At 63.9% G+C, this 24,094-nt stretch carries 23 protein-coding genes; 14 read left to right on the top strand and 9 right to left on the bottom strand.

The genetic code is table 11. The annotated features are described in order from the left end of the window. Positions 1–70: 70 nt before the first annotated feature. The gene (locus ABWU19_RS07940) at positions 71–2,461 is read left to right on the top strand and encodes an ATP-dependent helicase (protein ID WP_435901170.1); all 2,391 of its coding nucleotides are present in this window, start codon (positions 71–73) and stop codon (positions 2,459–2,461) included. Between the two features lie 96 nt (positions 2,462–2,557). Here the strand turns inward: ABWU19_RS07940 and ABWU19_RS07935 are convergent, their stop codons facing one another. Genes ABWU19_RS07935 through ABWU19_RS07920 form a run of 4 tightly spaced genes read right to left on the bottom strand, consistent with a single transcriptional unit; the run spans position 2,558 to position 5,072 of the window. After that, positions 2,558–3,076 carry a CueP family metal-binding protein gene (locus ABWU19_RS07935; RefSeq protein ID WP_435901169.1) on the bottom strand — a complete coding sequence of 173 codons (519 nt, stop codon included), beginning with the start codon at positions 3,074–3,076 and terminating at the stop codon, positions 2,558–2,560. A gap of 10 nt (positions 3,077–3,086) precedes the next feature. Continuing rightward, complete coding sequence (locus tag ABWU19_RS07930; protein WP_435901168.1) at positions 3,087–4,208, bottom strand: sensor histidine kinase; 1,122 nt, start codon at positions 4,206–4,208, stop codon at positions 3,087–3,089. Then, a complete protein-coding gene (locus ABWU19_RS07925; protein WP_435901167.1) occupies positions 4,192–4,869 on the bottom strand; it encodes a response regulator transcription factor in 678 nt (225 codons plus the stop codon). Before ABWU19_RS07925 ends, ABWU19_RS07930 begins: the two co-directional genes overlap by 17 nt. Further along, complete coding sequence (locus ABWU19_RS07920; RefSeq protein WP_435901166.1) at positions 4,866–5,072, bottom strand: SHOCT domain-containing protein; 207 nt, start codon at positions 5,070–5,072, stop codon at positions 4,866–4,868. The genes ABWU19_RS07925 and ABWU19_RS07920 overlap by 4 nt, the downstream gene beginning before the upstream one ends. A gap of 170 nt (positions 5,073–5,242) precedes the next feature. On the opposite strand from ABWU19_RS07920, the gene ABWU19_RS07915 reads away from it, so the two are divergent. Next, positions 5,243–6,430 (top strand): cysteine desulfurase-like protein, encoded by a 1,188-nt coding sequence (locus ABWU19_RS07915; protein ID WP_435901165.1) that lies wholly within the window; start codon positions 5,243–5,245, stop codon positions 6,428–6,430. 93 nt (positions 6,431–6,523) lie between these two features. On the opposite strand, the gene ABWU19_RS07910 is transcribed toward ABWU19_RS07915, so the two are convergent. Next, a complete protein-coding gene (locus tag ABWU19_RS07910; RefSeq protein ID WP_435901164.1) occupies positions 6,524–6,829 on the bottom strand; it encodes a hypothetical protein in 306 nt (101 codons plus the stop codon). A 184-nt stretch (positions 6,830–7,013) separates the two neighbouring features. Between ABWU19_RS07910 and ABWU19_RS07905 the strand changes: the two genes are divergently transcribed. From ABWU19_RS07905 to mnhG, 9 genes are all read left to right on the top strand, one after another. Continuing rightward, positions 7,014–8,165 carry a deoxyguanosinetriphosphate triphosphohydrolase gene (locus tag ABWU19_RS07905; protein ID WP_435901163.1) on the top strand — a complete coding sequence of 384 codons (1,152 nt, stop codon included), beginning with the start codon at positions 7,014–7,016 and terminating at the stop codon, positions 8,163–8,165. 237 nt (positions 8,166–8,402) lie between these two features. Beyond that, a complete protein-coding gene (locus tag ABWU19_RS07900; protein ID WP_435901162.1) occupies positions 8,403–9,620 on the top strand; it encodes a PLP-dependent aminotransferase family protein in 1,218 nt (405 codons plus the stop codon). A 295-nt stretch (positions 9,621–9,915) separates the two neighbouring features. Further along, positions 9,916–12,234, top strand: a complete 2,319-nt coding sequence (gene mbhE, locus ABWU19_RS07895; RefSeq protein WP_435901161.1) for a hydrogen gas-evolving membrane-bound hydrogenase subunit E — start codon at positions 9,916–9,918, stop codon at positions 12,232–12,234. After that, positions 12,231–12,650, top strand: a complete 420-nt coding sequence (locus ABWU19_RS07890) for a Na+/H+ antiporter subunit B (protein WP_435901160.1) — start codon at positions 12,231–12,233, stop codon at positions 12,648–12,650. Before mbhE ends, ABWU19_RS07890 begins: the two co-directional genes overlap by 4 nt. Further along, entirely contained in the window at positions 12,650–13,048 is a 399-nt protein-coding gene (locus ABWU19_RS07885) for a sodium:proton antiporter (protein WP_435901159.1), read from the top strand. Before ABWU19_RS07890 ends, ABWU19_RS07885 begins: the two co-directional genes overlap by 1 nt. After that, positions 13,045–14,523, top strand: a complete 1,479-nt coding sequence (locus ABWU19_RS07880; protein ID WP_435901158.1) for a proton-conducting transporter transmembrane domain-containing protein — start codon at positions 13,045–13,047, stop codon at positions 14,521–14,523. Before ABWU19_RS07885 ends, ABWU19_RS07880 begins: the two co-directional genes overlap by 4 nt. Then, positions 14,520–14,999: a Na+/H+ antiporter subunit E gene (locus ABWU19_RS07875; protein WP_435901157.1), complete on the top strand. Its 480-nt coding sequence runs from the start codon at positions 14,520–14,522 to the stop codon at positions 14,997–14,999. Before ABWU19_RS07880 ends, ABWU19_RS07875 begins: the two co-directional genes overlap by 4 nt. After that, the gene (locus ABWU19_RS07870) at positions 14,996–15,262 is read left to right on the top strand and encodes a monovalent cation/H+ antiporter complex subunit F (RefSeq protein WP_435901156.1); all 267 of its coding nucleotides are present in this window, start codon (positions 14,996–14,998) and stop codon (positions 15,260–15,262) included. Before ABWU19_RS07875 ends, ABWU19_RS07870 begins: the two co-directional genes overlap by 4 nt. Before the next feature lie 2 nt (positions 15,263–15,264). Beyond that, positions 15,265–15,642, top strand: coding sequence for a monovalent cation/H(+) antiporter subunit G (gene mnhG, locus ABWU19_RS07865; RefSeq protein ID WP_435901155.1), 378 nt, complete (start codon positions 15,265–15,267; stop codon positions 15,640–15,642). Here mnhG and ABWU19_RS07860 read toward each other — a convergent pair. The 3 genes from ABWU19_RS07860 to ABWU19_RS07850 all read right to left on the bottom strand — a co-directional run bounded on the left by ABWU19_RS07860 (position 15,631) and on the right by ABWU19_RS07850 (position 18,752). Next, the gene (locus ABWU19_RS07860) at positions 15,631–16,368 is read right to left on the bottom strand and encodes an esterase family protein (protein WP_435901154.1); all 738 of its coding nucleotides are present in this window, start codon (positions 16,366–16,368) and stop codon (positions 15,631–15,633) included. The genes mnhG and ABWU19_RS07860 overlap by 12 nt on opposite strands. Positions 16,369–16,382: 14 nt before the next feature. After that, a complete protein-coding gene (locus ABWU19_RS07855; protein ID WP_435901153.1) occupies positions 16,383–17,543 on the bottom strand; it encodes an ATP-grasp domain-containing protein in 1,161 nt (386 codons plus the stop codon). Between the two features lie 225 nt (positions 17,544–17,768). Further along, positions 17,769–18,752: an RluA family pseudouridine synthase gene (locus ABWU19_RS07850; RefSeq protein WP_435901152.1), complete on the bottom strand. Its 984-nt coding sequence runs from the start codon at positions 18,750–18,752 to the stop codon at positions 17,769–17,771. Positions 18,753–18,821: 69 nt separating this feature from the next. Between ABWU19_RS07850 and ABWU19_RS07845 the strand changes: the two genes are divergently transcribed. The 3 genes from ABWU19_RS07845 (at position 18,822) to ABWU19_RS07835 (ending at position 22,507) form a co-directional block, all read left to right on the top strand. Continuing rightward, positions 18,822–20,387 (top strand): HD-GYP domain-containing protein, encoded by a 1,566-nt coding sequence (locus tag ABWU19_RS07845; RefSeq protein WP_435901151.1) that lies wholly within the window; start codon positions 18,822–18,824, stop codon positions 20,385–20,387. 28 nt (positions 20,388–20,415) lie between these two features. Beyond that, on the top strand, positions 20,416–21,393 hold the full coding sequence (gene ruvB, locus ABWU19_RS07840; RefSeq protein ID WP_435901150.1) for a Holliday junction branch migration DNA helicase RuvB: 978 nt from the start codon (positions 20,416–20,418) through the stop codon (positions 21,391–21,393). A 67-nt stretch (positions 21,394–21,460) separates the two neighbouring features. Further along, positions 21,461–22,507: a DUF4388 domain-containing protein gene (locus ABWU19_RS07835; protein WP_435901149.1), complete on the top strand. Its 1,047-nt coding sequence runs from the start codon at positions 21,461–21,463 to the stop codon at positions 22,505–22,507. Here the strand turns inward: ABWU19_RS07835 and bshC are convergent. Further along, positions 22,504–23,997, bottom strand: a complete 1,494-nt coding sequence (bshC, locus tag ABWU19_RS07830) for a bacillithiol biosynthesis cysteine-adding enzyme BshC (protein WP_435901148.1) — start codon at positions 23,995–23,997, stop codon at positions 22,504–22,506. The two genes, ABWU19_RS07835 and bshC, sit on opposite strands and share 4 nt — an antisense overlap. Positions 23,998–24,094: the final 97 nt, after the last annotated feature.

Raw genomic sequence — 24,094 nt, 5'->3', positions numbered from 1 at the left:
TGTTTGAGCATATCGCGGCCTTGGCTTGAAACCTGGAGACCTGCCAGTCTTTGAGTAGACTATTCAAACTGTGTCCCTGCGCCTGACCGACGAACAACAAGCCATTGTGGCCCACAACGAGGGGCCTGCTTTGGTGTTTGCGGTGGCGGGGGCGGGCAAGACCACCGCGCTGGTGCACCGCCTCGAGCGCCTGGTGCGGGAGCGGGTCTTTGAACCGCGCAGGATTCTGGCGACCTCCTTTAGCCGCATGGCGGTGGACGACCTCAAGCGGGCCCTTGCGCGCTGGCCGCACACCCAGGGCGTGCGGGTCTCGACCCTGCATGCGCTGGGTTACCGCATCGTGCGGAAGGCCGCCTCGGAAGGGCTTTTGAAGCTGGCTGAGGGCAAGGAAGAAGGCGCTGAGCAGGCCCTCTTGCAGCGCACCCTGCGGCGGGCGCGGGAACTCAAACTGCCCTGGGTGCAGGAGCTTGAGAACCTCGAGCCCGAAGACTTTTTGAGCTATGTGGGGGCCTGCAAGGGCAACCTGCAGTACGCCGATCTGAAGGGGGCCGGGCTGCCGCCCGAGGCCCTCAAAGTTGCCTCGCAGGCTGGAGCGCCGCAAGAGCTAGAATGGTATTTGGAGCTGTACAGGCTGCTGGAGCAGGTGCGCCGGGAGGAGGGCCTGCTCACTTTCGACGACATGCTCATGACCGGCTGGGAGGTGCTGGTGCGCCATCCGGGCATCCTGCACACCGTGCAAAAAGCTTTCCAGGCGGTGCTGGTGGACGAGTTTCAGGATGTGAACCTGGCCCAGTCGGAGATGCTCGACCTGATCACCCGGCCCCACCGCAACTACATGGCGGTGGGCGACGACGACCAGACCATCTACGAGTGGCGGGGGGCTAGCCCGCGCTTCATCCTCGAGTTCGCCCAGCGCTATGGGGCGCAAAAATACCTGATCCGCGACACCTTCCGCTGCCCCGCGCCGCAGGTGGTGCTGGCCGGACGGGTCATCGCGCAAAACCAGAGCCGTGAGCCCAAGCGCCTGAGCCTGACCCGGGGTTTTGACGGCAAGGTTTACCTCCGCTTAGAACCCCACATGCCCGCCCAGGCCCAGAGCCTGGTAAGCGATATAGCGGGGTTGCTGGCCGAAGGGTATAAGCCCTCCGAGATGGTGGTACTGGTGCGGCTCTACGCCCAGACCCCCTACCTCGAGCAGGCCCTTATCGAGCGGCAAATACCCTACCGGGTGGTGGGCAGCACGCCCTTTTACCAGCGCCCGGAAATCCAGGTGTTGCTGGCCTACCTGCAACTGGCCCTGAGCCCCGGCGCTGAGCACGCAAAGCGCCTGTGGCTGCAAATCTACAACACCCCCAAGCGCTACCTGACCCGCGCCTTGGCCGACGCGGTCGGGCAGCAGGTGGAGCGGGGGGCCTCGCTGGTGGAGGCGCTCAGGGCGGCGATGGCCGGGGCAGAGGAGCGGGTAGCGCGGCGTTTGCGCGAGCTGGCCGAGCTGTTTGTGTGGCTGGCGGGGGCTGTGGAGCGGGCTTCGGCCCACGCGGTGTTGGAGGCCCTCGAGGCCCGTCTGGACTACCGCCGCCATCTGCTTTCCTCCTCCGGTTTCTACGAGGTAGGGGCGGGCAAGGCCGAGGGGGTGCGGGCTTTTCTGGAGTACGCCCGCGACAAAGGGAGCGTGGAGGAGCTGCTTCGGCACATCGAGCGGCTGGCCCAGGAACACCTTGACAATGGCCCCGCCCAGGACACCCGCGAGAGGGTCAGCCTGATGACCATCTTCCGGGCCAAGGGCCTGGAGTGGCCCCTGGTCTTCATCCCCGACTGCAACGAGGGCACCCTGCCCTATAGCGGCTCGGAGAACCTCGAGGAGGAACGCCGCCTGTTTTACGTGGCCCTGACCCGCAGCTCGCAGCACACCTATCTTTATGCCCTGTCCAGCCTGCCCATCTCGCCTTTTTTGCAGGAGGCCGAGTACCAGCACACGCTACAGGCGGTGGAACGGGTAGGGGAGGCCCTGGCCTGTGCTCCGGAAGAACTCTCCACCGCCCAGACCCTGGCCCTGGCCCAGGGGGCCTACAAGCTGGGCCTAAAGCGCTACTTGTACCAGTGGTGGAACGCCCAGCAGGCCAGGGGCGTTGCCGCCAAGGTGCTGCGCCTGTTTGCCTATGCCGAGCGCAAAAACTGGACCGAAGCACTGGGCCTCACAGACGAGGCCAGGAAGGTGTGGGAGGCCTTCGATGTGGCGATGGGGGAGGGAACAGAAGGAGAGTTTGCCGACCTCGAGCGCTTCCTCCTCAGGCCGCTTTCTTCTGCCCAGCCCAGGCTCCGGACGGGACAAAAAGTGCGACACACCCAGTTTGGTATAGGGCTGGTGGTCGGTTTGGATGACGGGGTGGCTACGGTTGCCTTTGGCGATGGCGTTCGCAGACTGGCTTTGCGCTATGCCCGGCTGGAGGTGGTGGGGTAGAGGGCTGGAAAGGAACCCGGGGCTGGGTGTTGCCAGCCCCCTGTTACCGAGTTTGGGTGAACAGTCACCTTGTGGGTGTCCACTTGCCCTCAGGATTTACTCCCGTACCAGGCGGAAGGTGGTCAGGCAGGTGGGGTTTTTGGTGTGGGTAGCGACCTCTCCCCGGGCTACCCAACCTCCTTGCCGGACCTCGAGGACATACACCTTGTTCCGGGGAAGCCAGAGTTCAAAGAACCCGTCCTTGCCGGTGCGCACCTCCGCTCGCAACACCTCTTTGCTTCCCTCCAGCACCCGTACGCTGAAGGTTTCCTCCCTCAGCTCCCCGGTGCAGCTGGAGAAGTAGTGGACCTGGCAGGGGTGGGTCTGGTTGCGGTATGGGGCCACCGCCAGGAGGAAGCGGTCCTTCAGCTCAACCCTGGCCTTGCGGCCGTCGGCGAACTCAAAGAAAAAGGCTTCAGGGGTGACGTAGCTCACCACCTTCTGCCCCTCTTCCCGCCACCGCTTGGCCAGGGCCAAGGCCCCTTCGGGGTCCAGGCCCTTCAGGGCTTCGGGGGAAGAAACCTGGGCCAAACCTATCGCCGCACCTATCCAGAGGAGTGTAACGAGTCTTTTCATGCCCCCCACCCTAACCCCCCTTTGTTAAGCCCAGGTAAAGGGGCAGGGTGAAACGGAAGGCGCTTCCCCGGCCCACCTGGCTTTCGGCCCAGATCCTGCCCCCCATGGCCTCCACCAGGCCCTTGGCGATGGTGAGGCCCACCCCCGTGCCCCCGTCCTTGCGGCTGCGGGCGGGGTCCACCCGGTAGAAGCGCTCAAAGATGTGGGGCAGGTGCTCCGGGGGGATGCCGCTCCCCGTGTCCTCCACGCTGAAAACCACCCCCCTTTCCTTTCGCTGGGCCCAAAGCCGCACCTCCCCCCCTTCTGGGGTGTGGCGCAGCGCGTTGGCCAGGAGGTTGGACAGGACCTGAAAAACCCGCTCCCGGTCGGCCAGAACCGGGGGTAAGGGGCCCTTGGAGAGGAGGCGCAAGGCCACCCCCTTAGCCTGGAAGGCGTCCTGGAAGCGCTCGGCTGCCTCCTGGAGCAGAGCCAGGGGATCCAGGGCCTCGAGGTGCAGCTCCATTGCCTTGGCCTCCACGCGGGAGACCAGGGAGAGGTCCTCCACCAGGCGCCGCATGGCCCGCGCCTCCCGGGCGATGCCCTCCGCCGCCCTCTCCCGGTCCAGGACCCCATCCCCCAGGGCTTCGGCGTATCCCTGCAGGGCGGAGAGGGGGGTCCTGAGCTCGTGGGCCACGGTGCCGATGAGTTCCACCCGCTTCCTTTCCACCTGCTCCAGGGCCTCGGCCAGGCGGTTGAAGGCCAGGGCCAGCTCCCCCAGCTCGTCCCTTTCCAAAAGGGGCAGCCGCAGGTTGTACTGGCCTGCCGCCATCTTGCGGCTCCCCTCCGCCAGGAGACGCGCGGTTTTGGCGATGCGGAAACTGGCAAAGAAGGCGGTAAGGGCCGCCCCCAGGGCGGCGAAGGGCAGGGCCGCCAGGAAGGCGGTGGTCAGGGTGGAGCGCAGGCCTTCCTCCAGGTCCTGCCGCAGGGCCTCGGCCATCATGCCGCCCCCCATCATGGCGAAGGCGTGGTACATGCGGGCCACGTGCCCCTGGTAGAAACGGGGCGCCAGGGCCTCGGTCAAGAGGAAGAGGAGGAGAAGGGCCAGGAGGGCCACCAGCAGGTGGCTCGCGAAAAGCTTAAGGAAAAGGCGCATTGGCCTCCTTAAAGCGGTACCCCACACCCCTTACCGTTTCTATGAAGCGGGGGTTATCTGGATCGTCGCCGAGCTTTTTCCGAAGCCCGGCGATGTGCACGTCCACCACCCGGTCCACCCCGGGAAAGTCCGGCCCCCAGACCTTTTCCAGAAGCCTTTCCCGGCTGAACACCATGCCCGGGTGCTGGGCCAGGGTGAGGAGAAGGTCAAACTCCAGCCGGGAGAGGGGCAGGGGCTCCCCTGCCAAGCAGGCCTCCCGCTTCCTGGGAAGGAGGCGCAGGGGGCCATAGGTGAGCTCTTCCTTGAGCCCAGCCCGGCGCAGGAGGGCTTTGATGCGGGCCACCACCTCCTTGGGGCTGAAGGGTTTGACCACGTAGTCATCCGCCCCCAGCTCCAGCCCCCGTACCCTTTCTTCCTCCTCCCCCCGGGCGGTGAGCATGAGGATGGGCAGCTCGGGCCGTTCCCCCCGGATGGCCTCCGCCACGCGCCAGCCGTCCACCTTGGGGAGCATGAGGTCCAGGACCACCAGGTCCGCCTGGGGAAAGAGGAGAAGAGCCTCCTCCCCGTCTTGGGCCTCGAGGACCGAGAACCCCGCTCCCTGGAGGTACGCCCTCAGCACCTCGAGGATGGCGGGGTCATCGTCCACCAGGAGAACCTTCATGCCAGGTCGCGCTTTAAGCGCTCAAAAGCCTCCTTGTCTATCTCCCCCCGGGCGTAGCGCTCCCTCAGGACCTCCAGGGCCCGGTCCCGCCTATCCGGAACCAGGGTTTTGACCAGCCAGTAGACGAGGAGGCCGAGAAGCGCAAGCCAGAGAAGGCCAAAAAGGGGTCCCCACCAGCCCATGTACCAGTCACATCCCCACATGGCCATCACCTCCTAGACCAAGGCTACCCCATCCAGGTTAAGCCTGCGTAAAGGCCGTCACCACAGGGTTACCGCTGGGGTAGGCATTATCCCGGCTGGCCCTGGCCTTTCTGACCCCTGGTAGTCTGCAAAGCAGGTGCTGGGACGCGAAAACCGCTATAGAATCAGGCATGCCCATACAATCCCATTTCCCCGCCCTGGCCGGAGGCTTTAGTTTTCTGGACAACGCTGCTGGGGCCCAGGTTCCCCAGCAGTGCATCGAAGGCATGGCACAGTTTCTGGCAACCTCGAGCTGCAACGTGGGGATGCCCTACCCCGGCTCACAGGCCGCTACCGCAGTGCGCGAACAGACGCGGAAAGAGACCGCGGACTTTTTCAACTGCAAGCCCAGCGAGGTGGCGATTGGGCCAAGCGCTACCGCCCTCACCTTTATCCTTGCGCGGGCTTTTGCCCGGCTGTGGGGCGAGGGCGACGAGGTGGTGATCTCCGAACTCGAGCACGAGGCCAACGCCTCGCCCTGGCGCAACCTGGCCGAAAAAGGCGTGCAGCTCAAGGTCTGGAAGGCCCGCTGGGCGGAGGGCGGGCGGCTGGAACCTGCCGACCTCAGGGCGCTGGTCTCGCCCCGAACCCGGCTGGTAGCGGTCACCTCGGCGGCCAACTCGCTGGGCACCACCCCGGATGTGGCCGCCGCCGCCGAAATTGCCCACTCGGTAGGGGCCTGGTGCATCACCGACATGGTGCATTACAGCCCCCACCACCTCCCCGACGTGCAAGCCACCGGGGTAGACATGGCCTTTTTCTCGGCCTACAAGGTGTTTGGCCCCCATCTGGCTTTCCTCTATGTGCGCGAGGAGCTGATTGGGCAGCTCCCTACTGACAAACTGTGGTTCATCCCCCAGGACAGCCTGCTCAAGTTTGAGCCGGGCACCAACAACCACGAATGCATGGCCGGCTGGCTGGGAACCCTGGACTACCTGAGAAGCGTGCTGGGGGACGGCAAACCGGGGCGCGCGGGCTTGCAGGCGGCCTACCGGCAGATTGAGGCCATCGAACAACCCCTGGTAGCCCAGGCCCTAAAGCGGCTCCGGAGCGTTCCCGGCCTGCAACTTTACGGGATGCCCACCCCACAGGGCCGGGTAGGAACCTTCTGCTTCAATCTGCGGGGCCAGCCCCCCATGACTGTGGCCGAACGCTTGGCCCAACTGGGGGTGGGGGTGGCCGCCGGGCACTACTACGCCACCATGCCCATGCAGGCCCTGGGCCTGTGGCCCGACGGAGCCATTCGGGCCTCCATCGCCCACTACACCACCCAGGCCGACCTGGACAAGCTAGTGGCCGGCTTGCAGGGCCAGGACTGAACCTTTTGGTGCACGGAGCGAGCTCCGTCCCGAAGGGGATCGTCCCCCTGGTGTACGGAGTGAACTCCGTCCCGAAGGGGATCGTCCTAGGTGCTACGGACACAGCGTCCAGACGGTGTCTTTGTTGAGCACCAGCGAGCGGCTAAAGCGCAGATGCCCCGGCTGGCCGGGCTGGGTGCCCTCGGCCCGCAGCTCGTAGCGGCCTTCGCGCAGGCTGGGAAAGAGCCTCGAGCCCCGCACGGTTCCGATAAACTCTCCATTGACGTAGAAAAACACGGTCTGATTGGGGCCGGTGCACTGGTTCTGCACAATCAAATCGAAGCGCCGGACCTCTGCTACGGAGGGCGCACAGGCCGACAAAGCCAGCAGGGCCATCAGACTGAATAGAACGCGCATCATCCAGACCGTGATACCTCGAGCCCAGGAAAAATACATGAGGGCTGGCCCGGTCGGGTGATTCCAAAAGCATGCCTCAGCGGAACTATTCAGGGGTCACATGGTTTATTTGATTATGCCTGCCTCAAGGCGGGCTTTGCCCGCGCTCGGTTTGTCAGCGCCAAAGGGGCAAGCGTAGACTGAGCACATGTTGTTCGAGCGTGAGCGCCTCGAGGCCCTCGAGGCCCAGACCCTGGCCCCCTATGCGGTAAAGTCCGGCCAAAGCCGCGGACGCGAGCACCCCGAGCCCGAGTCGCGTTACCGCACCCCCTTCCAGAAAGACCGCGACCGGGTGAACCACACCACCGCCTTTCGCCGCTTGCAGTACAAGACCCAGGTTTTTGTGAACTTCGAGGGCGACTACTACCGCACCCGCCTGACCCACACCCTCGAGGTGGCCCAGGTGGCCCGTTCCATCGCCCGGGCCCTGGGGCTCAACCAGGAGCTTACCGAGACCATCGCCTTTGCCCACGACCTCGGCCACCCCCCCTTTGGGCATTCGGGCGAGGCGGTGCTGGATGGCCTGATGCAGGGGCATGGCGGCTTCGACCACAATAAGCAGTCCATGCGCATCGTGACCTACCTCGAGCAGCGCTACCCCGGCTTTCGCGGCCTCAACCTGTGCTGGGAGACCCGCGAGGGCATCGTCAAACACGAGACCCGCTACGACCTGCCCGACGCCCAGGGCTACGAACCCCAACTGCGCCCCAGCCTCGAGGCCCAGATCGTGAACCTGGCCGACGAAATCGCCTACAACGCCCACGACCTCGACGATGGCCTGCGCGCAGGGCTCCTTACGCCCGGCCAACTGTGGGAGGTCGAGCTGCTCAAAGATTTGCTGAACGAACTGGGCTTCCACCCCGACCGCTTCGACGAGATGAGCCGCCGGGTTTTTATCCGCGAGCTTTTGGGCCTGATCATCACCGACACCATCGGCGCTACCCATGCGCTCTTAGAGCAGCACGGGATTGACAGCCTCGAGGCCGTCCGCCAGCATCCGGCGCCCCTGGCGGTCTATTCCCCAGCCCTGACCCGGCAGCTGGGTGAGCTGCGCGACTTCCTCTATGCCAACCTCTACCACCACTACTACGTGGTGCGGCAGGTGGGCAAGTCGCGTTTTGTGCTGGAAAAGCTGTTTGCGGCCTACATCCAGGACCCCCGCATCCTGCCCCCCCAGGTGCAAAAAGCCGCCGATGCCGAGGGCATCCACCGCGCCGCCTGCGACTATATCGCCGGTATGACCGACCGCTTTGCCTTAGACGAGTACGCCCGGCTTTTTGAGCCGGAGTTTCACCGTTGACCAGTTGGCGCGGCGTTTATACAAATCCAGAGTGCTCTAACCAGCACCTCAAGGCAGACCGCTTTAACGAGCTTAGCCGACTCTCCGCCCGATAAGGCCAGATAGAGCCTTAAAAGTCCGCTGGTTGTAGGAGAGACTGAGACAATGACCACGAGTGGACAGATTATTGCTACTTTTTCTAACGCCTTTGCGGCACGAACTATACAAAGCGTCATACATGGGGGTTAGACTGGAGGGGTGGAAAACCTAGAAGCCAACTTTGAGCCCCGCTTTGCGGCCCGAACCCAGCGCATCCAGGCCTCGACCATCCGCGAAATTCTGAAGCTGACCACCCAGCCGGGTTTTATCAGCTTTGCCGGGGGGCTCCCTGCTGCCGACCTGTTCCCCCTGGAGCGCATCGGCGAGGCCACCCAGCGCATCCTGCGTGAACATGGAGCCCAGGCCCTCCAGTACAGCACCACCGAGGGCTACCTGCCCCTTCGGGAGTGGATTGCCAGCCGGATGCCCGGCGCCACCCCCGACCAGGTGCAGATTGTCTCGGGCTCGCAGCAGGGCCTCGACCTGGTGGGTAAGATTCTGATTGACCCCGGCTCGAGGGTGCTGGTGGAAGCCCCCACCTACCTGGGGGCCCTGAGCGCTTTCAACCCCTACGAACCCGAGTATGTCTCGGTTCCCATGGACGACGAGGGCCTCGAGCTCGACCGGCTCGAGGCTGCCCTCCAGGCCCACCCGGTGCGGTTTATGTACGTGCTGCCCACCTTCCAGAACCCCTCGGGCCGCCTGATGGGCTTGGAGCGCCGCAAGGCCCTTGTCGAGCTGGCCCGCAAGTACCGCACCCCCATCCTGGAGGACGACGCCTACGCCGAGCTGTACTTCGACGGCAGGCCCCTGCCCACGCTCTTTGCCCTCGACCAGGAAATGGGCGGGGGCAACGTGGTCTACCTCTCCACCACCTCCAAGACCCTGGCCCCGGGCCTGCGGGTGGCCTGGGTGGTGGGGCCCAAGCCCGTCATCCAGAAGATCACCTTTGCCAAGCAAGGGGCCGACCTGCACTCGCCCACCCTGAACCAGATGCTGGTATACGAGCTGGTGCAGGACAGCGGGTGGTACCAGGCTCAGATTGACCGGATTCGCCAGACCTACCAGACCCGCCGTAGCTGGATGCTATTGGCCCTGCAGAAATACATGCCCGAGGACATGGGCTGGATTGTGCCGGAAGGGGGCATGTTCTTCTGGCTCACCGGGCCAGCCGGGCTGGATAGCCTCGAGCTGCTCAAAAAGGCCGTGGAGGAGAAGATGGCCTTCGTGCCAGGGCAGCCCTTCTTTGCCGACGGCAGCGGCAAAAACACCTTGCGGCTTTCGTACTCCAGCGCCTCCAGCGAGCAGATCGAGGAAGGCATCAAACGCCTGGGCCGGGCTGTGCACCGGATGCTGGGACGGGAGCCGGTGGCGTAGTTGCACCCTGGGATGAACCCCACCTGCAACCGAGGGGCTGTATAAAAGCTGCCCCTGTCGGTGCATACAGAACGATTCAGGGACATCTGTTGTAGTGGCGAAAAGCTTTAGTCTTCCTTGGGGTCGGTGCGGGCTAGCAACCCGCACGATACCCCCTGGGAGGGCGGTAACCGGCGTGAATCCGGTATAATGCCCCTGCAAAAAATGCGCTGCCTGCGTGCAGCATTTCATGGTGGAGACTGCCCAAAGTCTCTGCTCTTTGTTATGTTGTGAGGGGTTTGTACCGGAGCAATCTATGGTTGTCGCTACAGCAATCGCTTTTTTGGGGGCCCTTACCGCGCCGTGGCTTTACCGCTGGCTGGGCCAGGCCGCGGGCTGGGTGCTGGCGCTGCTGCCGCTTTCCCTTACGGTCTACTTCGCCAGCCTGCTGCCTGCGGTGGTGGCAGGCCAGACCGTGCGGCAGGGGGTGGCCTGGGTGCCCAGCCTGGGGGTCAACTTTTCCTTCTACCTGGACGGGCTTTCGCTCTTGTTTGCCCTGCTCATCACCGGCATCGGCACCTTCATCGTGGTCTACTCGGGCGGCTACCTGAAGGGCCACCCGGAGCTGGGCCGGTTCTACCTGGTCATTTTGCTCTTCATGGCCTCCATGCTGGGGCTGGTGCTGGCCGATAACATCGTGACCCTGTTTGTGATGTGGGAGCTGACCAGCCTGACCTCCTACCTGCTGATTGGCTTCCACTATAGCGAGTTCAGGTCGCGTCGGGCTGCCACCCAGGCCCTTTTGGTCACGGCGGGCGGCGGGCTGGCGTTGCTGGCTGGGCTTATTCTGCTGGCCGGGATGGGGGGTAGCTGGGAAATCTCCGAACTGCTGGGCCAGGGCGAGGTGCTGCGCCAGCATTCGCTGTACCTGCCTGCGCTCATACTGGTGCTCCTGGGGGCTTTTACCAAGTCGGCGCAGTTTCCCTTCCACTTCTGGCTGCCCAACGCCATGGAGGCCCCTACCCCGGTCTCGGCCTACCTGCACTCGGCCACCATGGTCAAGGCAGGGGTCTACCTGCTGGCCCGGCTCCAGCCGGCCCTGGGCGGCAGCGAGGTCTGGAGCAGTACCCTGATGGTCTTTGGGCTGGCTACCTTGCTGACCGGGGCCACCCTCACCTTCCGCCACACCGATCTCAAGCGCCTGCTGGCCTACTCCACCGTGGCCACGCTGGGGGCGCTGGTCTTTGCCATCGGGATGGTTCCCCTCACCGACTACTACGCGGCCATGGGCTTTGCCACCTTTTTGTTGGCCCACTCGCTGTACAAGGGCGGGCTTTTTATGGCCGCAGGTGCGGTAGACCACGAGGCCGGCACCCGTGACGTTACCCAGCTTGCGGGCCTCTTCCGGGTGATGCCCCTGACCGGGGTAGCGGTGGTGCTGGCGGCCCTCTCGCTTTCGGGTTTGCCGCCGGTGCTGGGCTTCATCGGCAAGGAGGTGCTGTATGTGGCCGCGCTGCAAGCCGCCCCGGTCTGGATGGTGGGGCTGGCGCTGCTGGGCTTTGCGGTGGGGGCCACGCTGGCCCTGTTGCTGGTGGTGCCCTTCTTTCGCGGCCAGCCGCCCCAGGGGGTGCACGAGGGGCCGCCCAGCCTGTGGCTGGGGCCTATGGTGCTGGCGGGGCTGGGCCTCTTGCTGGGCCTGTTTCCAGGGCTTTATAACCCCCTGGCCGAGGCCGTGGCCAGCGCGGTGAAGGGCCAGGCTGTGGCCTACCACCTGAAGCTCTGGCCCGGCTTCAACCTGGCCTTGCTGCTGAGTCTGCTTACGGTTTTGCTGGGGATGGGGCTTTACTTCCTCTACCCCCGCCTGCAGGCCTGGATGGCCCAGGAGCCCCTTCCTGGCCCGGAAGGCGCCTATGTGGCCCTTTTGCGGGGGCTCATGCGGGCGGCGGCTGGGGTAGAGCGCCTGCTGCAAAGCGGCTCGCTGCGGGCTTACCTGGTCTGGACCTTTGCGGGCCTGGTGGCGCTGGTGGGGCTGGCGCTCCTGCGCGGCGGCCAGGTCTTCTGGCCGGGGGAGAGCTCGAGCCCCGCGCCCGCGCAGGTGGTGCTGCTGGGGCTCATGCTCCTGGGGGCGCTTTTTGCACTCCGGCTGCGCTCCCACCTGGCGATGGTGGTGGTGCTGGGCATGGTGGGGGCGGGGGTGGCCCTGGTCTTCCTATTGCAAAATGCGCCTGACCTCTCCATCACCCAGTTCTTGGTGGAGACCCTGACCGCCATCCTGATTGCCCTGGTGCTGCTGCAAATCCAGCGCATTGGCCCGGTTCCGCATGGGCGCTGGCTGGACAAGGTGGTGGCCCTGGGTTTTGGAGGGGTTGTAACCCTGTTGATGCTGGGGATGCTGGCAGAGCCGCTCGAGCTGCACCTGAGCCAGTTTTTTGCCCAGAAGAGCCTGCCGGAAGGCTTCGGGCGCAACATCGTGAACGTGATTCTGGTGGACTTCCGCGGCCTGGACACCTTTGGCGAGATCACCGTGGTGGGGCTGGCCGGGCTGGGGGTCTGGGCCCTTTTGGTGAACCGCCGGGCCAGCGGCCCAAGGGGTTCGTCCCCGAATGGAGGGCGAAAGCCGGAGGAGCAGCCGTGAACACCCTGATTCTCAAGACCACCTCGAGGTTCCTCTTTACCCTTTTGCTCTTGCTCTCGGTCTTTTTGCTGCTGCGCGGCCACAACGAGCCGGGTGGGGGTTTTATCGGGGCACTGGTGGCGGTGGGGGCCTATGCGCTGTTTGCCCTGGCGCACGGCCTGGCCGCGGCCCGCAAGCTCCTGCCCCTGCCCCCCTTAAGGCTGGTGGGGTGGGGCTTGCTGGTGGCCCTACTGAGCGGCCTGCCGGCGCTGCTTCAGGCCGAGCCCTTCATGACCGGGCAGTGGTTTAGCGTGTTGGGCGTGAAGGTGGGCACCCCGGTGATCTTTGATATCGGGGTCTACCTGACTGTGTTTGGGGCGCTCCTTTCGGCCATCTTTGGGCTCGAGGAGTCTTCGGCCCATCCGGAGGGTTTCTAATGGAAGTTTTGCTGTCGTTTTTGGTGGGTGCCCTGATGGCGGTGGGGGTCTACCTGATGCTCAGGCCCCACCTGATTCAGTTTCTGATTGGCTTTTTGGTGCTGGGCAACGCCGCCAACCTGCTCATTTTCACGGCGGGCCGCCTGGGCAGCCAGTTCCCGCCCCTGGTGCAACCCAGCGGTGCGGTGATGGAACCCTACGCCAACCCCCTGCCCCAGGCCCTGATTCTCACCGCCATCGTGATTGGCTTTGCCCTGGCGGCTTTCGGCATTGTGCTGTTCTTCCGGGCCCAGGAGGCGCTCGGTACCCTCAACGCCGAGGCTATCCCTGAGACCTTGGAGCCGGCCCCGGCCCCCTCGCCGGTGGACGAGGTGCGATGGGAGGGTGAGCGCCCATGAGCTGGCTCCTGGTGCTTCCCTTGCTGGTTCCGCTCACCACCGGCATTTTGTGCCTGGTGGTGGCCCACCGCAAGGCCCAGCGCCTGCTGGGTCTGGCGGGCGCTCTGGGCTTGCTGGCCGCAGCCGTGGCCCTGCTCATCCAGATCCACCAGCGGGGCATCCAGGCCGTCCAGATTGGCAACTGGCCGGCCCCCTTCGGCATCACCTTCGTGGCCGACCACCTCTCGGCCCTGATGGTGCTCGCTACCGCAGTGGTGGCGGTGGCGGTGGCCCTGTATGCCCTAAATGAAGGCGACCCGCCCCGTGAGGCGCAGGGTTACTACGCCCTGGCCCACTTGCTGCTCTTCGGGGTGAATGGGGCCTTCCTGACCGGCGACCTGTTCAACCTGTACGTCTGGTTCGAGGTGCTCCTATTGGCCTCGTTTGTGCTGATGATCCTGGGGGGCCAAAAGGCCCAACTCGCCGGAGGGGTCAAGTACTTCGCCGTTTCGCTCCTGTCCTCCATCCTTTTTTTGGTGGCGGTGGGCCTCCTGTACGGGGCCACCGGGGCACTGAACCTGGCCGACCTGGCCACCCGGGTGGGGGCCGTGAACCCTGGGCTCTTGAGCGCGCTGGCCATGCTCTTTCTGGTGGCTTTTGGCCTCAAGGCCGCCGTCTTTCCCTTTTTCTTCTGGTTACCGGCCTCCTACCCGGCCCCACCGGTGATGATCTCGGCCCTTTTTGCCGGGCTCTTGACCAAGGTGGGGGTGTATGCCCTGATCCGGGTCTTTACCCTGCTTTTTACTCAGGATACCGGGTTTACCCATAACCTGATTCTTTGGATTGCTGGTTTTACGCTCTTGCTGGGGGTATTGATGGCGCTGGCCCAGGGGGAGCTCAGGCGGCTCTTATCGTTCCAGCTGGTGAGCCACATCGGCTACATGCTGATGGGGCTGGGTATCCTGACCCCGCTGGCCCTGGCCGGTTCGGTGTTTTACGCCCTCAACCACATGCTGGTCATTTCTGCACTTTTTTTGCTGGCGGGCCTTTTGCAGCGCATACAGGGCACCACCGTGCTGGTGCGGATGGGGGGGCTGTACCGGCCCTTCCCCTGGCTGGCGGGGCTGTTTTTGCTGCCGGCCTTCTCGCTGGCGGGGCTGCCGCCTTTTTCGGGTTTCTGGGCCAAGTTTACCCTGGTGGCGGCAGGGTTGCAGGCCGAGCAGTACGGGATTGTGGGGGTAGCCCTGCTGGTAGGCCTCCTGACCCTGCTCTCGATGGGCCTGGTCTTCGCCGAGGTTTTTTGGAAGAATGCCCCCCAGGCCACGGAGGCATCGCCTGGCTGGGGGGGGCTGGTGCTGCCGGTAGCCCTGCTGGCCCTGCTGACGCTGGGCATCGGGCTGTGGGCCGAGCCGCTCTTGGGACTCTCGCTGGCGGCAGCGCGGGAGCTGCTCGAGCCCGCCGGCTACATTGAGGCGGTGCTGGGGGTGAGCCGATGAGGGCCTTTGTCTACAACGTGGTGCTGACCATCTTCTGGATGGCCGTGACCGAAGCTTTTACCCTGGAGAACTTTCTGGTGGGTTTTGCCATCTGCTTCCTGATTCTGCTGCTGGCCCGCCCCCTCTTCGACCCGCAGGCCCAGCGCTACTTCACCCTGGCCTGGAAGCTGCCACGCTTTGTGCTCTTGATGCTGTGGGAGATTGTGCTCTCGAGCCTGCGCGTGGCCCAGGCGGTGCTCTCCCCCCGCCTGCCCATCAAGCCGGGCATTTTTGCCTACCCCCTGGAGGCCGAGAGCGACCTCGAGATCACCCTTCTGGCCAACCTGATTACCCTTACGCCGGGTACCCTGAGCCTGGATGTCTCTTCCGACCGCAAGGTGCTGTATGTGCACGGTATGTTCGTGGACGATGTGCAAGCGGTTATCCAGTCTACCCACGAAACCCTGGAAAAAGCCGTACTGGAGGTAACCCGATGAGTTTTCTGGAGGGAATGCTGCTGGCCTTGATGCTAACCCTGCCCTTTGCCATCTACCGCCTGGTTCGGGGGCCTTCCCTGCCCGACCGGGTGGTGGGCCTCGACCTGATTACCTCGGTCTCGGTGGCCCTGGCCGCCCTGTATGCCCTGGTGAGCGGCCAGACCGCCTTTTTGGATGTGGCCATTGCCCTGGCCTTGTTTGCTTTTCTGGCTACGCTGGGGCTGGCCCGCTACATCGAATACCGGGCCCACAAGGGGGACTGACCATGCTTTTGTGGCTGGTTTATATGCTGGTTCTGGGTGGGGTTTTTTTCCTGTTTATTGCGGCCATTGGGGTGGTGCGGATGCCCGACCTGTACAACCGTATGCACGCGACCTCCAAGGCCGGTACCCTGGGGGTGGGCCTGATTCTGGTGGCGGTGGCGGTGTTTTATCAGGAACTCTCGGTGGCGGCCCGCGCGCTCTCGGCCCTGGCCTTCATTATCCTGACCGCGCCGGTAGCCGCCCATGCCTTAGGCCGCGCGGCCTACCTGGCCGGGGTTAAGCCCTGCGAGGACACCTACGTGGACGAGCTGGCCGGGCACTACCAGGCCAACCACAGGCTCGAGCCAGCGGAAAAACCCAGGCCCGAATCAAACCCCTAAGCGCTGTAGCTCATATGGCAGCATCTTCTGCCACCAGGGCCAGTCGTGGTCCACGTCGTGGCCCCAGTAGTCGAAGGTGGCATAAATGCCCTTCTGGTGCAGCAGCTCTTGCATCTGGCGGGTGTCGCGCAGGCACTCCTCTTCCCAGCGCCCCTGGCCCACCGCGAACACAATCTTGTTGCGCCGGTAGGCCTCGAGCTTGGCTTCGTCGGTAAGGTTGCGCAGGTACCACAAGGGCGAGTTGTAGTAAGCATCCATGCCCCCTTCGTCCCCCACAAACCCGCTCACCTGATACAGTCCCGATAGTGCGATCAGGCCGTCGAACACCTCGGGGTACTTGAAGAAGAAGTTGGCCGCGTGCAGGGCCCCCATGCTGCACCCCGTGACCCACAGGGTGGGCAGGCCGGTGTTCTTCTGCACAAAGGGAACCACCTCCTGCATGATGTAGGCGTCGTAGTCGTTGTGGCGGCGGGCCCGCTCAGCCGGGGGGATGCTCTGGTTGGTCCAGCTCTGCCAGTCAATGCCGTCCACGCAAAAAAACTTGACCCGCCCCGCCTCGATCATGGGTGCCAGGGCCTGGGCCATCCCGGCATGGCCTTCCCAGTCGTACCAGCGCCCGTTCTGGGCCGGAAACACCAGCACTGGCTGGCCGTAATGGCCGTACAGCTTGAACTCCATCTCGTGCCCCAGGGCCGGGCTATACCATTTGTGATACTCGGTGTACATGCAAAACCCCCTATCTAGGCCCGTTCCTGAATGGCCTGGGCGGCTTGCAGCAAGGTGGGTAGGTCGGGGTGGCGCAGGATGTAGCCGTAGTTGCCAATGGCCCCCGCAAAGATGCCACTAATGCGCTCGTGGTGGGCTACCAGGGGGCCGAACTCGGCCAGTACCTGTTCGTGCGGGCGCTTGTAGTGGATGTGGTCTTTGCGGCCCACATAGGTGCAGAAGTAGGGGTGCTGGGCCTGCTGGCTCACCTGGCCGTAGGTGAGCAGGTTGACCCATTCCTTGAATATGTCCATGTCGTTGGCGTAGTTGAACATGTCAATGGTCAGGCCGCCTGGGGGGCGCATGTTTACCTCCAGCGCCATCAGGGAGCCGTCCTCCAGGCGGAAGAACTCGAAGTGGAAGAAGCGCTCGCGCACGTTGAAGGCCTCCACCACCTTGCGACCGGCCTCGCGCAGGTCTTGGGGGATTTCCCGCACCATGTAGTAGTAGATGTCGGTGTCCTGGTTGACCACGTCCATCACGCCCTTGGAGTACTCGAGCGAGCTGTCGAAGACCACCTGGCCTTCGATGTCGGTCAGGCCATCGTAGGTGATGATTTTGCCGGGGATGAACTCTTCCATGATGTAGTCCACCGGGGGCTTGGTGGCGATATAGTCCATCAGCTCGGCGTCGTTGTTGATTTTGTAGGTCTTGGCCGCGCCCACCCCAATGTCGGGCTTGGCCACCACCGGGTAGCCCACCTCTTCTACAAAATCCTGGGCTTCTACCGGGGTGCGGCAGACCCGGCCCCGCGCCACCCGCAGCCCGGCCTGTTGAAAATACTGCTTCATGACCGACTTGCGCTTGACCCGGTCCATGTCCTTTGGCCGCAGGCCGAAGATATTAAAGTCTTCGCGCAGCCTGGCCTCGGTCTCGAGCCAGTACTCGTTCATGGACTCGAGCCGGTCGAGCTTGCCGTAGCGGTGTGTAAAGTAGCCCAGCGCCCGCACCAGCTCGTCGTAGTGGTGCATGTCGGAAACCTTGTAATACTCCGTAAGGGCCTGCCTTAGTTCGGGGCGCAGCGCATCGTATTCGGCATCGGCTAAGCCCAGCACGTTGTGCCCCGCTTCACGCAAACGCACACAAAACGGCCAGAAGTTGGGGGGGAAATGGGGGGAGAGAAACACTACATTCATACCATGCCTCCTGGGCTTTTGCTTGACCCCAGTATTCCCAACCAGAGCCCACAAATCAAGCAACCAGGCCCGGAAGCCCAATTGGCACAGCCTTCACGGGAAATAGAGGGTCTGTCACTGTGTTTACCAGAGCGGGCACTCCACCAAAAACGTTCTTTGGAAGCCAAAGTTCACCCCGCCAGCCATTGCAGGGTATTCTGGCTTCAAGGTCTCTGCCCTCCAACCTCAGCGAAACGGCCCCACTGCGTCGGCCTCGAGCCGCTCGGTGTGCAGATCCGCCGGCCAGACCCCCCCCAACCGCTCCCAGGCCCGCACCATATCGGCGGGGATGGGGGCCACAAAGTGCAGGTACTTGCCGGTGCGGGGGTGCTGCAGGCGCAGTTCGTAGGCGTGTAGGGCCTGACGTGCGATCAGATCGGAGGGCTTGCCGTATACCTCGTCGCCCAGAATAGGGGCGTGCAGGTGCTTGAGGTGTACCCGAATCTGGTGGGTGCGTCCGGTGTGCAGGATGGCCGAGACCAGGGCGTGCTGCTCGGCCACCGCCAGCACCTCGAGCTCGGTCTGGGCGTGCCGGGCTGCCACACCCCCCACATGCATGCGGGTACGGTCTACCGGATGACGACCAATAGGGGCCGACAAAAGGCCATCGCGCGGGATGCCCACCGTGAGGGCAAGGTAGCGCTTATAGACCTTGCGCCCGGCAAAAGCCTCGGAAAGCCGGCGGTGGGCGGCTTCGTGGCGGGCCACCACAATCACCCCGCTGGTGTCTTTGTCCAGGCGGTGCACAATCCCAGGCCGCACCAGCTCGGGCCGGGGGGCTTTGAGGCGCAGCTCGCCTTCCTCTTCCGACTCGCCCAGCGAGACATCCAGCCCAAACCGCCCCAGAATGGCATTGACCAGCGTTCCAGAGTAGACCCCGGGGGCCGGGTGGGTGATCATGCCGGCGGGTTTGTTGATCACAATCAGGTCGGGGTCTTCGTGCAGGACTTGTAGGGGGATGTCCTCGGCGGCTACCGAAGCGGGCCGGGGAGGTGGGGGCTCCACTTCCACGGTCTCGCCCTTGAGCTTGTAGGAGGCCTTGGTAACCACCTGGCCCCCTACCCTTACCAGACCTGCTTCAATCCACTCCTGGGCTTTGGCCCGCGAGGTATTGGCCTCGAAGGCCAGGGCCTGGTCGAGGCGCACCCCGTTGGCAGAAAAACGTACCATCGGGGTTATTGTACGCTACGTCAAAATGACCCTGCTCTCCCGCATTTGGGTGCTATGGTGAACCCAGGGATGGACGCCAGTAAGCGCCTATTTAGCCAGTTCTTGCGCCGCTCGGTCTGGGCCTACTTTTTTGGCTCTCTGGCTGTTTTGCTCAATGCTTTGATGGTTCACGGGCTGTACTTTGGCTGGGCGGTCTGGGCCTGGGGGTATGCCCTTGCCATCGGTTTGCTGGTAGCTCCGGCGGTTGCGCTGCTGGACCTGTGGTGGGCACGTCGGCAGCTTAGTAAGGCGCAAAAGGTCTTCCTCGGCCAGGCTAAAGACCTCCAGGAGGCCCGGCAAGCCTACCGCAACCTTGTGCACTGGCCACTGCTCTCGGTGGCACGGGTTATGGGGCCTCACCTGCTGAGCACCATGGGCGGTTTTTTGCTGGCCATCGATGTGGCGCACCGCTTTGGCGGCTTTCCCACCGGGCCACTGGACATGCTGTATTTGCTGCCGTGGTATCCCATCAACGCTGCCCTGCATGCCATTATCGAGTATCTGGTCGGCGCGAGCCAGTCTCCGCGCTTGCTGGCCTATCTGCGCGAGCGCTTTGGCGACGAAGTGGTGGTACACCCACGCCTGAGGATTCCTTTTATCTTCAAGGTGCTGGGTGTGCTGCTGGCCTTGGGACTGCTTCCGCTGTTGCAGGTGGCTTCGCTGGTTTATTTTAGGCTTGAATCCACGAATCTTCCTGGACTGGTGGCTTGGGGATTGTTTTCCGGTCTGCTGCTGATGGTGGCCGGCGGAATTCTTCTGTCCCGTGAAGTGGCCCGGCCCTTGCAGGCGGTGCTCGAGGGAATGCAGGCCATCCAGCACGGAAAAGGGTCGGTGCGGGTGAGTGCGGTGGCCTGGGACGAACTGGCTGACCTTGCCCTGGGCTTCAACAATCTGGCCCAGGCCCTCGAGGCCGAGCGCCAGCGCAACCTCGAGCTGTACCGTGACACCGTACAAACCCTGGCCGCTGCCATAGACGCCCGGGACCCCTACACCCGTGGTCACTCGCAGCGGGTTGGGGCTTATGCTCAGCGCATTGCCCTGAAGCTGGGCTGGGATTCACAAAGAGCCTACCAGCTTTACATTACCGGGCTGCTGCACGACATTGGCAAAATTGGTGTTCCCGAAGCCATTCTCAAGAAAACCGACAGGCTCAGCGCCCAGGAGCGTCAGCTGGTTGAAAGCCATCCGCTCATTGGGTACGAGATTGTCCGTCAGTCCCGTGCGCTTACGGCCCATCTGGCGGGCATTCGGCATCACCACGAGCGGCTGGATGGCTGTGGTTACCCCGATGGGCTTCGCGGGGAGGCCATACCGCCGGAGGCCCGCATCCTGGCGGTAGCCGATATCTGGGATGCCCTCACCAGCCACCGGCCCTACCGCCCCGCCCTAAAGCCTTCCGAAGTCTACCCGCGCCTTCTGCATGAGGCACTTGACCCAGAAGCCGTGCAGGCCCTGGGCGCACTGTGGCGGGAAGGCGCACTGGATGCGCTGCTCGAGGAGGCCCAGCAGCAAGGCGGGGTTCAGCCCTACCTTGCTGAACAGAAAGGCGATATGGAGCCATCCCACCTGCCGCTTTCTATGTCAAAAACAGAATAGAGCGCTTTCGCTTGCTATGATGAAAGGCATGGAGTCCGATCTAACCCTGCGACCCCGTAGCCTGGAAGACTATGTGGGCCAGGCCAAACTCAAAAAGAAGCTGCGGGTCTACCTCGAGGCCGCCAAAAACCGGGGGGAGGCGCTCGACCACCTGCTTTTGTTCGGGCCGCCCGGCCTGGGCAAGACCACCCTGGCCCACGTGGTGGCCTACGAACTGGGAGTAAACATCCGCGTGACCAGTGGCCCGGCCATCGAGAAGCCGGGCGACCTGGCGGCCATCCTGACCAATAGCCTCGAGGAGGGCGATATCCTCTTCATAGACGAGATTCACCGCCTGTCCAAGGCCGCCGAGGAGCACCTGTACCCCGCACTGGAAGACTTCAAAATTGACATCGTGATCGGCAGTGGCCCGGCTGCCCGTACCCTGCGGCTGGACCTGCCGCGCTTTACCCTGATCGGGGCCACCACCCGGCCTGGGCTTATATCCGGGCCTTTGCGCAGCCGCTTTGGGATTATCGAGCACCTGGAGTTTTACAGCGAGGCCGAGCTGGCCCAGGGGGTGCAGCGCGACGCCCAGCTGCTGGGCCTGCCAATTGAGCCCGAGGCGGCTTTGGAAATTGGGCACCGCAGCCGGGGCACCATGCGTATCGCCAAGCGCCTCTTCCGGCGGGTGCGCGACTTTGCCGAGGTGGCCGGCGAGCAGGTGGTGCGCCTCGAGCGCACCCGGCAGGCCCTGGATGCCCTGGGCCTGGACGCCTTGGGGCTGGATGCCCGCGACCGCCTGATTATGCATACCGTCATCGAACGCTTTGCGGGGGGGCCGGTGGGCCTCGATACCCTGGCTACCGCACTCTCCGAAGACCCCGAGACCCTCGAGGAGGTCCACGAGCCTTTCCTGATTCAACTGGGCCTCCTAAAGCGCACCCCCCGGGGCCGCCAGGCCACCGAGCGGGCCTATGCCCACCTGGGCTACCCCCTGCCCGAACAGAGCCGCCTACTGGAGTAGGGGAGACCACCACAACGGGCGCACCTGCACCTAGCGGGTTTTGGCTGATGTTTTAAATGGGGTTTATATGATTCGGGCCAGACTGGGCGAAATTGAACTGGGAGACCTGCTGCGAACCCTCGAGGGGGGTCGTAAAAATGCGGTTATCAGCGTTAGCTGCCCCAAGCTCTCGGGCCGGATTCATGTCCGCGAGGGCAAAATCGCCTACATCCAAACCCAGCCCGGCCCCCACCTGGGGGAGTATCTGGTGCGCTTCGACTACCTGACCCTCGAGCAGGTTCAGGCGCTGGTCAAGTACCAGCAGCAGGAGAACCCCGGAACCCCCCTGGGCCTCCTGGCGCTGCAACAGCAATTGGTCACCGATGATGAATTAAACGAGGTGTTGCGCGCACAAACCCTCGAGGCCCTGGCTGCCATTCTGGCCCAGCAGGAGGGCGAACTGGTAGCCGAACCCCTTCCTGCAGATGTCTCGCAGGTGCTGCTGCCTGGGGCTGCTGAAACCAGCGCAATGCTGATTGAGGCCCTGCGCCGCCTCGACGAGTGGAGGCGGGGCAAGGTAGAACCCGAAACCGTGCTGCGGCTGGTCGGCGACCCCACCCGCCACCCCCTTTCCCCCGATGCCTGGGCGGTGCTGGGGGCCATAGACGGGGTCAGGCGGGCCCGTTCGGTGGCGCTGGCCTGCGACCTGCCCGAAGAACAGGTTTACCATCTGCTGTACGAGCTAAAAAGCCGGGGGATTCTGAGCGAGGCCGAGGTGCGCCCACAAGACCCCTTGCTGCTTGTCCTGGCCGATTCCAACCTGGTTCGGCGGCTGCTGCTGGTGACCCTCGAGCGCCACCGCTACCGGGTTATTCTGCCCCCCGACCTGGAAGGTGCTAGGCGCATCCTCGAGCACAACCGGGTGCAAGGGGTTTTGCTGGAAGGTGCCGACCTGGCTGGCAAGGTGCGCCATTTGCGGGCCTTGCCCAACGGACGCTTCCTGCCCATCTGGCTCATCGCCCAGGAGCCCCCCCGGGGCTTTTGGGTCAGGAATGCTCGAGTGGCCCATATCCCCAAGCCTTTTGGGGAGGAAGATTTACTGGAGGCCCTCTCCAGCATTAAGCGGCCCACTTAAGCCAGGCTCAGGGTATGGTTGCCGGTAGCAGGAAGCTCAGCGAGCCGCTCGAGCACGATATCGCCGTGCTTGAGCAGGTACATCAAAAAAGGGTAGACCCGCTCCTGGGGGCCTGCAGGGGCCAGGTGGCGCAGCAATCGGGCGAACTGGGCCCCGGTGGTGTTTTCCTGCCGCAGGGCGTTGTCCAGGATTTTGCGCTCGAGGCGCTCGAGCTCATGTTGGATGCGCACCTGGGCCCGGTGGCGGGGACGGTTCAGGCTGGGGTCGGTTAGCAGGCTTTGAATTTGCTCGAACTCGGCATTGATGCGGGCCAGGTGGGCGCGGATGGCCTGCACCCTGGCCTCTTGCTGGGCCAGGGCGGCTTTGAAGGTTCCTTCGGGGTCGGCCTGGAAAGCCCAGGCCTCGAGGCCGTATTTTTGCAGGATTCGTTCGATGGGCGGCTCGAGTGCCGTTACTCCCATCCGGCGAATCACCGCAGGGGGCTTGAGCCCGTGCAGCTCGTACACGCCACCGAGTTCGGCCACATACTTGAGTTCACCCGGCCCCACCACAAAACCGGCGGTGGGCAGCACGGCGTCCTGCAATACTGGCCTGAGCCCAGCCGCAGGGGTGATGCGGGTGGGGTCTTGCTCCAGCAAGGCCAGCAGGTCAGCGGCGCTATAGTGGTGCTGGCCGTCTTCAAAGCGCCCATTGCGGAAGCGCAGCAACCGACGAATGCCATCTGCACCTTCCAAAAACAGATTTGTGGCAGCCTCTCCACGGCCCAGGGCGGGCTCGAGGCCTGCTTTTTTCATGGCTAAGGCGGTGCGGTTGATGGCCTGGGAGGAAGCCAGGGGATGGGCAATTTCCCGCTTCAGGGCCGGTACAAACAAGGGGGCCAGCTCGGGGGCCATGGGGTCGAAGACCACCAGCCCGGCGGGGCCCAGGAATTCCAGCAGCAATCGAGCAAACACCTCGCTGTAGCTCCACTGGCCCGCAATGGCCTTGCAGATGCGCTCTCGCACCTCGGGATACCCCCCGAAGTGCTGCAGCAGCCCGCAGACCTGGGCAAAATAAGGCGCGAAGGGAATTCGCCCGGCGGGATGGGCTGGGGGCAGCTCGAGCCGCAGGCGGTGCACGCGCTCTTCAAAGTCCAGAAGCTCTATGCTGCGGATTTCGTCGGTATCGTGGTCCTGTGAGGCCACCCAGAACACCGGAACCACCGGCTTGGGGCTTTGGGCCTGGGCCAGCTTGAGGGCAGCGTGGGCCTTATAGAAGGTGTAGGCGGGTCCGGTTAGAAGGCCGGCTTGTTGCCCGCTCACAATGGCCCGGCTATTGGGCTGGGCCAGCTTTCTGGCCGCCTCGAGGCTGGCTGGGGGCGCACCGAGCCGCCTCAGATAAGCCACCAGGCCAGCACTGAGCGCTTCCCGCGGTGCTTCGCGGGGTGTGCTCAGCAATGCAGGCAGGTCTTCGAGGCCGTAGGGCAGGAACTGGCGCAAAGGGTCGGCCATGACTAAGGGATTCTAACGCCTGATCGGCAGCTATAGCGTAATACCAAATCTATGTAGATAATAACTCATGCCAAGCAAAGCCATAGCCCTACACGCC

The organism is Meiothermus cerbereus (assembly GCF_051297115.1).
Taxonomy (GTDB): domain Bacteria; phylum Deinococcota; class Deinococci; order Deinococcales; family Thermaceae; genus Meiothermus; species Meiothermus cerbereus_A.
The sequence above is the reverse complement of the archived record's forward strand: the minus strand, read 5'-3'. Positions and strand labels throughout refer to the sequence as shown.

What these genes read in the sequence shown, in the direction of transcription:
- ABWU19_RS07905 (WP_435901163.1), top strand. Translation starts at nt 7,014, where the DNA reads ATGTTGTTCGAGCGTGAGCGCCTCGAGGCCCTCGAGGCCCAGACCCTG.
- ABWU19_RS07930 (WP_435901168.1), bottom strand. Translation starts at nt 4,208, where the DNA reads ATGCGCCTTTTCCTTAAGCTTTTCGCGAGCCACCTGCTGGTGGCCCTC.
- ABWU19_RS07850 (WP_435901152.1), bottom strand. Translation starts at nt 18,752, where the DNA reads ATGGTACGTTTTTCTGCCAACGGGGTGCGCCTCGACCAGGCCCTGGCC.
- bshC (WP_435901148.1), bottom strand. Translation starts at nt 23,997, where the DNA reads ATGGCCGACCCTTTGCGCCAGTTCCTGCCCTACGGCCTCGAAGACCTG.
- ABWU19_RS07835 (WP_435901149.1), top strand. Translation starts at nt 21,461, where the DNA reads ATGATTCGGGCCAGACTGGGCGAAATTGAACTGGGAGACCTGCTGCGA.
- ABWU19_RS07875 (WP_435901157.1), top strand. Translation starts at nt 14,520, where the DNA reads ATGAGGGCCTTTGTCTACAACGTGGTGCTGACCATCTTCTGGATGGCC.
- ABWU19_RS07920 (WP_435901166.1), bottom strand. Translation starts at nt 5,072, where the DNA reads ATGTGGGGATGTGACTGGTACATGGGCTGGTGGGGACCCCTTTTTGGC.
- ABWU19_RS07935 (WP_435901169.1), bottom strand. Translation starts at nt 3,076, where the DNA reads ATGAAAAGACTCGTTACACTCCTCTGGATAGGTGCGGCGATAGGTTTG.
- ABWU19_RS07860 (WP_435901154.1), bottom strand. Translation starts at nt 16,368, where the DNA reads ATGTACACCGAGTATCACAAATGGTATAGCCCGGCCCTGGGGCACGAG.
- ABWU19_RS07925 (WP_435901167.1), bottom strand. Translation starts at nt 4,869, where the DNA reads ATGAAGGTTCTCCTGGTGGACGATGACCCCGCCATCCTCGAGGTGCTG.
- ABWU19_RS07885 (WP_435901159.1), top strand. Translation starts at nt 12,650, where the DNA reads ATGGAAGTTTTGCTGTCGTTTTTGGTGGGTGCCCTGATGGCGGTGGGG.
- ABWU19_RS07855 (WP_435901153.1), bottom strand. Translation starts at nt 17,543, where the DNA reads ATGAATGTAGTGTTTCTCTCCCCCCATTTCCCCCCCAACTTCTGGCCG.
- mbhE (WP_435901161.1), top strand. Translation starts at nt 9,916, where the DNA reads ATGGTTGTCGCTACAGCAATCGCTTTTTTGGGGGCCCTTACCGCGCCG.
- ABWU19_RS07910 (WP_435901164.1), bottom strand. Translation starts at nt 6,829, where the DNA reads ATGATGCGCGTTCTATTCAGTCTGATGGCCCTGCTGGCTTTGTCGGCC.
- ABWU19_RS07870 (WP_435901156.1), top strand. Translation starts at nt 14,996, where the DNA reads ATGAGTTTTCTGGAGGGAATGCTGCTGGCCTTGATGCTAACCCTGCCC.
- ABWU19_RS07880 (WP_435901158.1), top strand. Translation starts at nt 13,045, where the DNA reads ATGAGCTGGCTCCTGGTGCTTCCCTTGCTGGTTCCGCTCACCACCGGC.
- mnhG (WP_435901155.1), top strand. Translation starts at nt 15,265, where the DNA reads ATGCTTTTGTGGCTGGTTTATATGCTGGTTCTGGGTGGGGTTTTTTTC.
- ruvB (WP_435901150.1), top strand. Translation starts at nt 20,416, where the DNA reads ATGGAGTCCGATCTAACCCTGCGACCCCGTAGCCTGGAAGACTATGTG.
- ABWU19_RS07915 (WP_435901165.1), top strand. Translation starts at nt 5,243, where the DNA reads ATGCCCATACAATCCCATTTCCCCGCCCTGGCCGGAGGCTTTAGTTTT.
- ABWU19_RS07845 (WP_435901151.1), top strand. Translation starts at nt 18,822, where the DNA reads ATGGACGCCAGTAAGCGCCTATTTAGCCAGTTCTTGCGCCGCTCGGTC.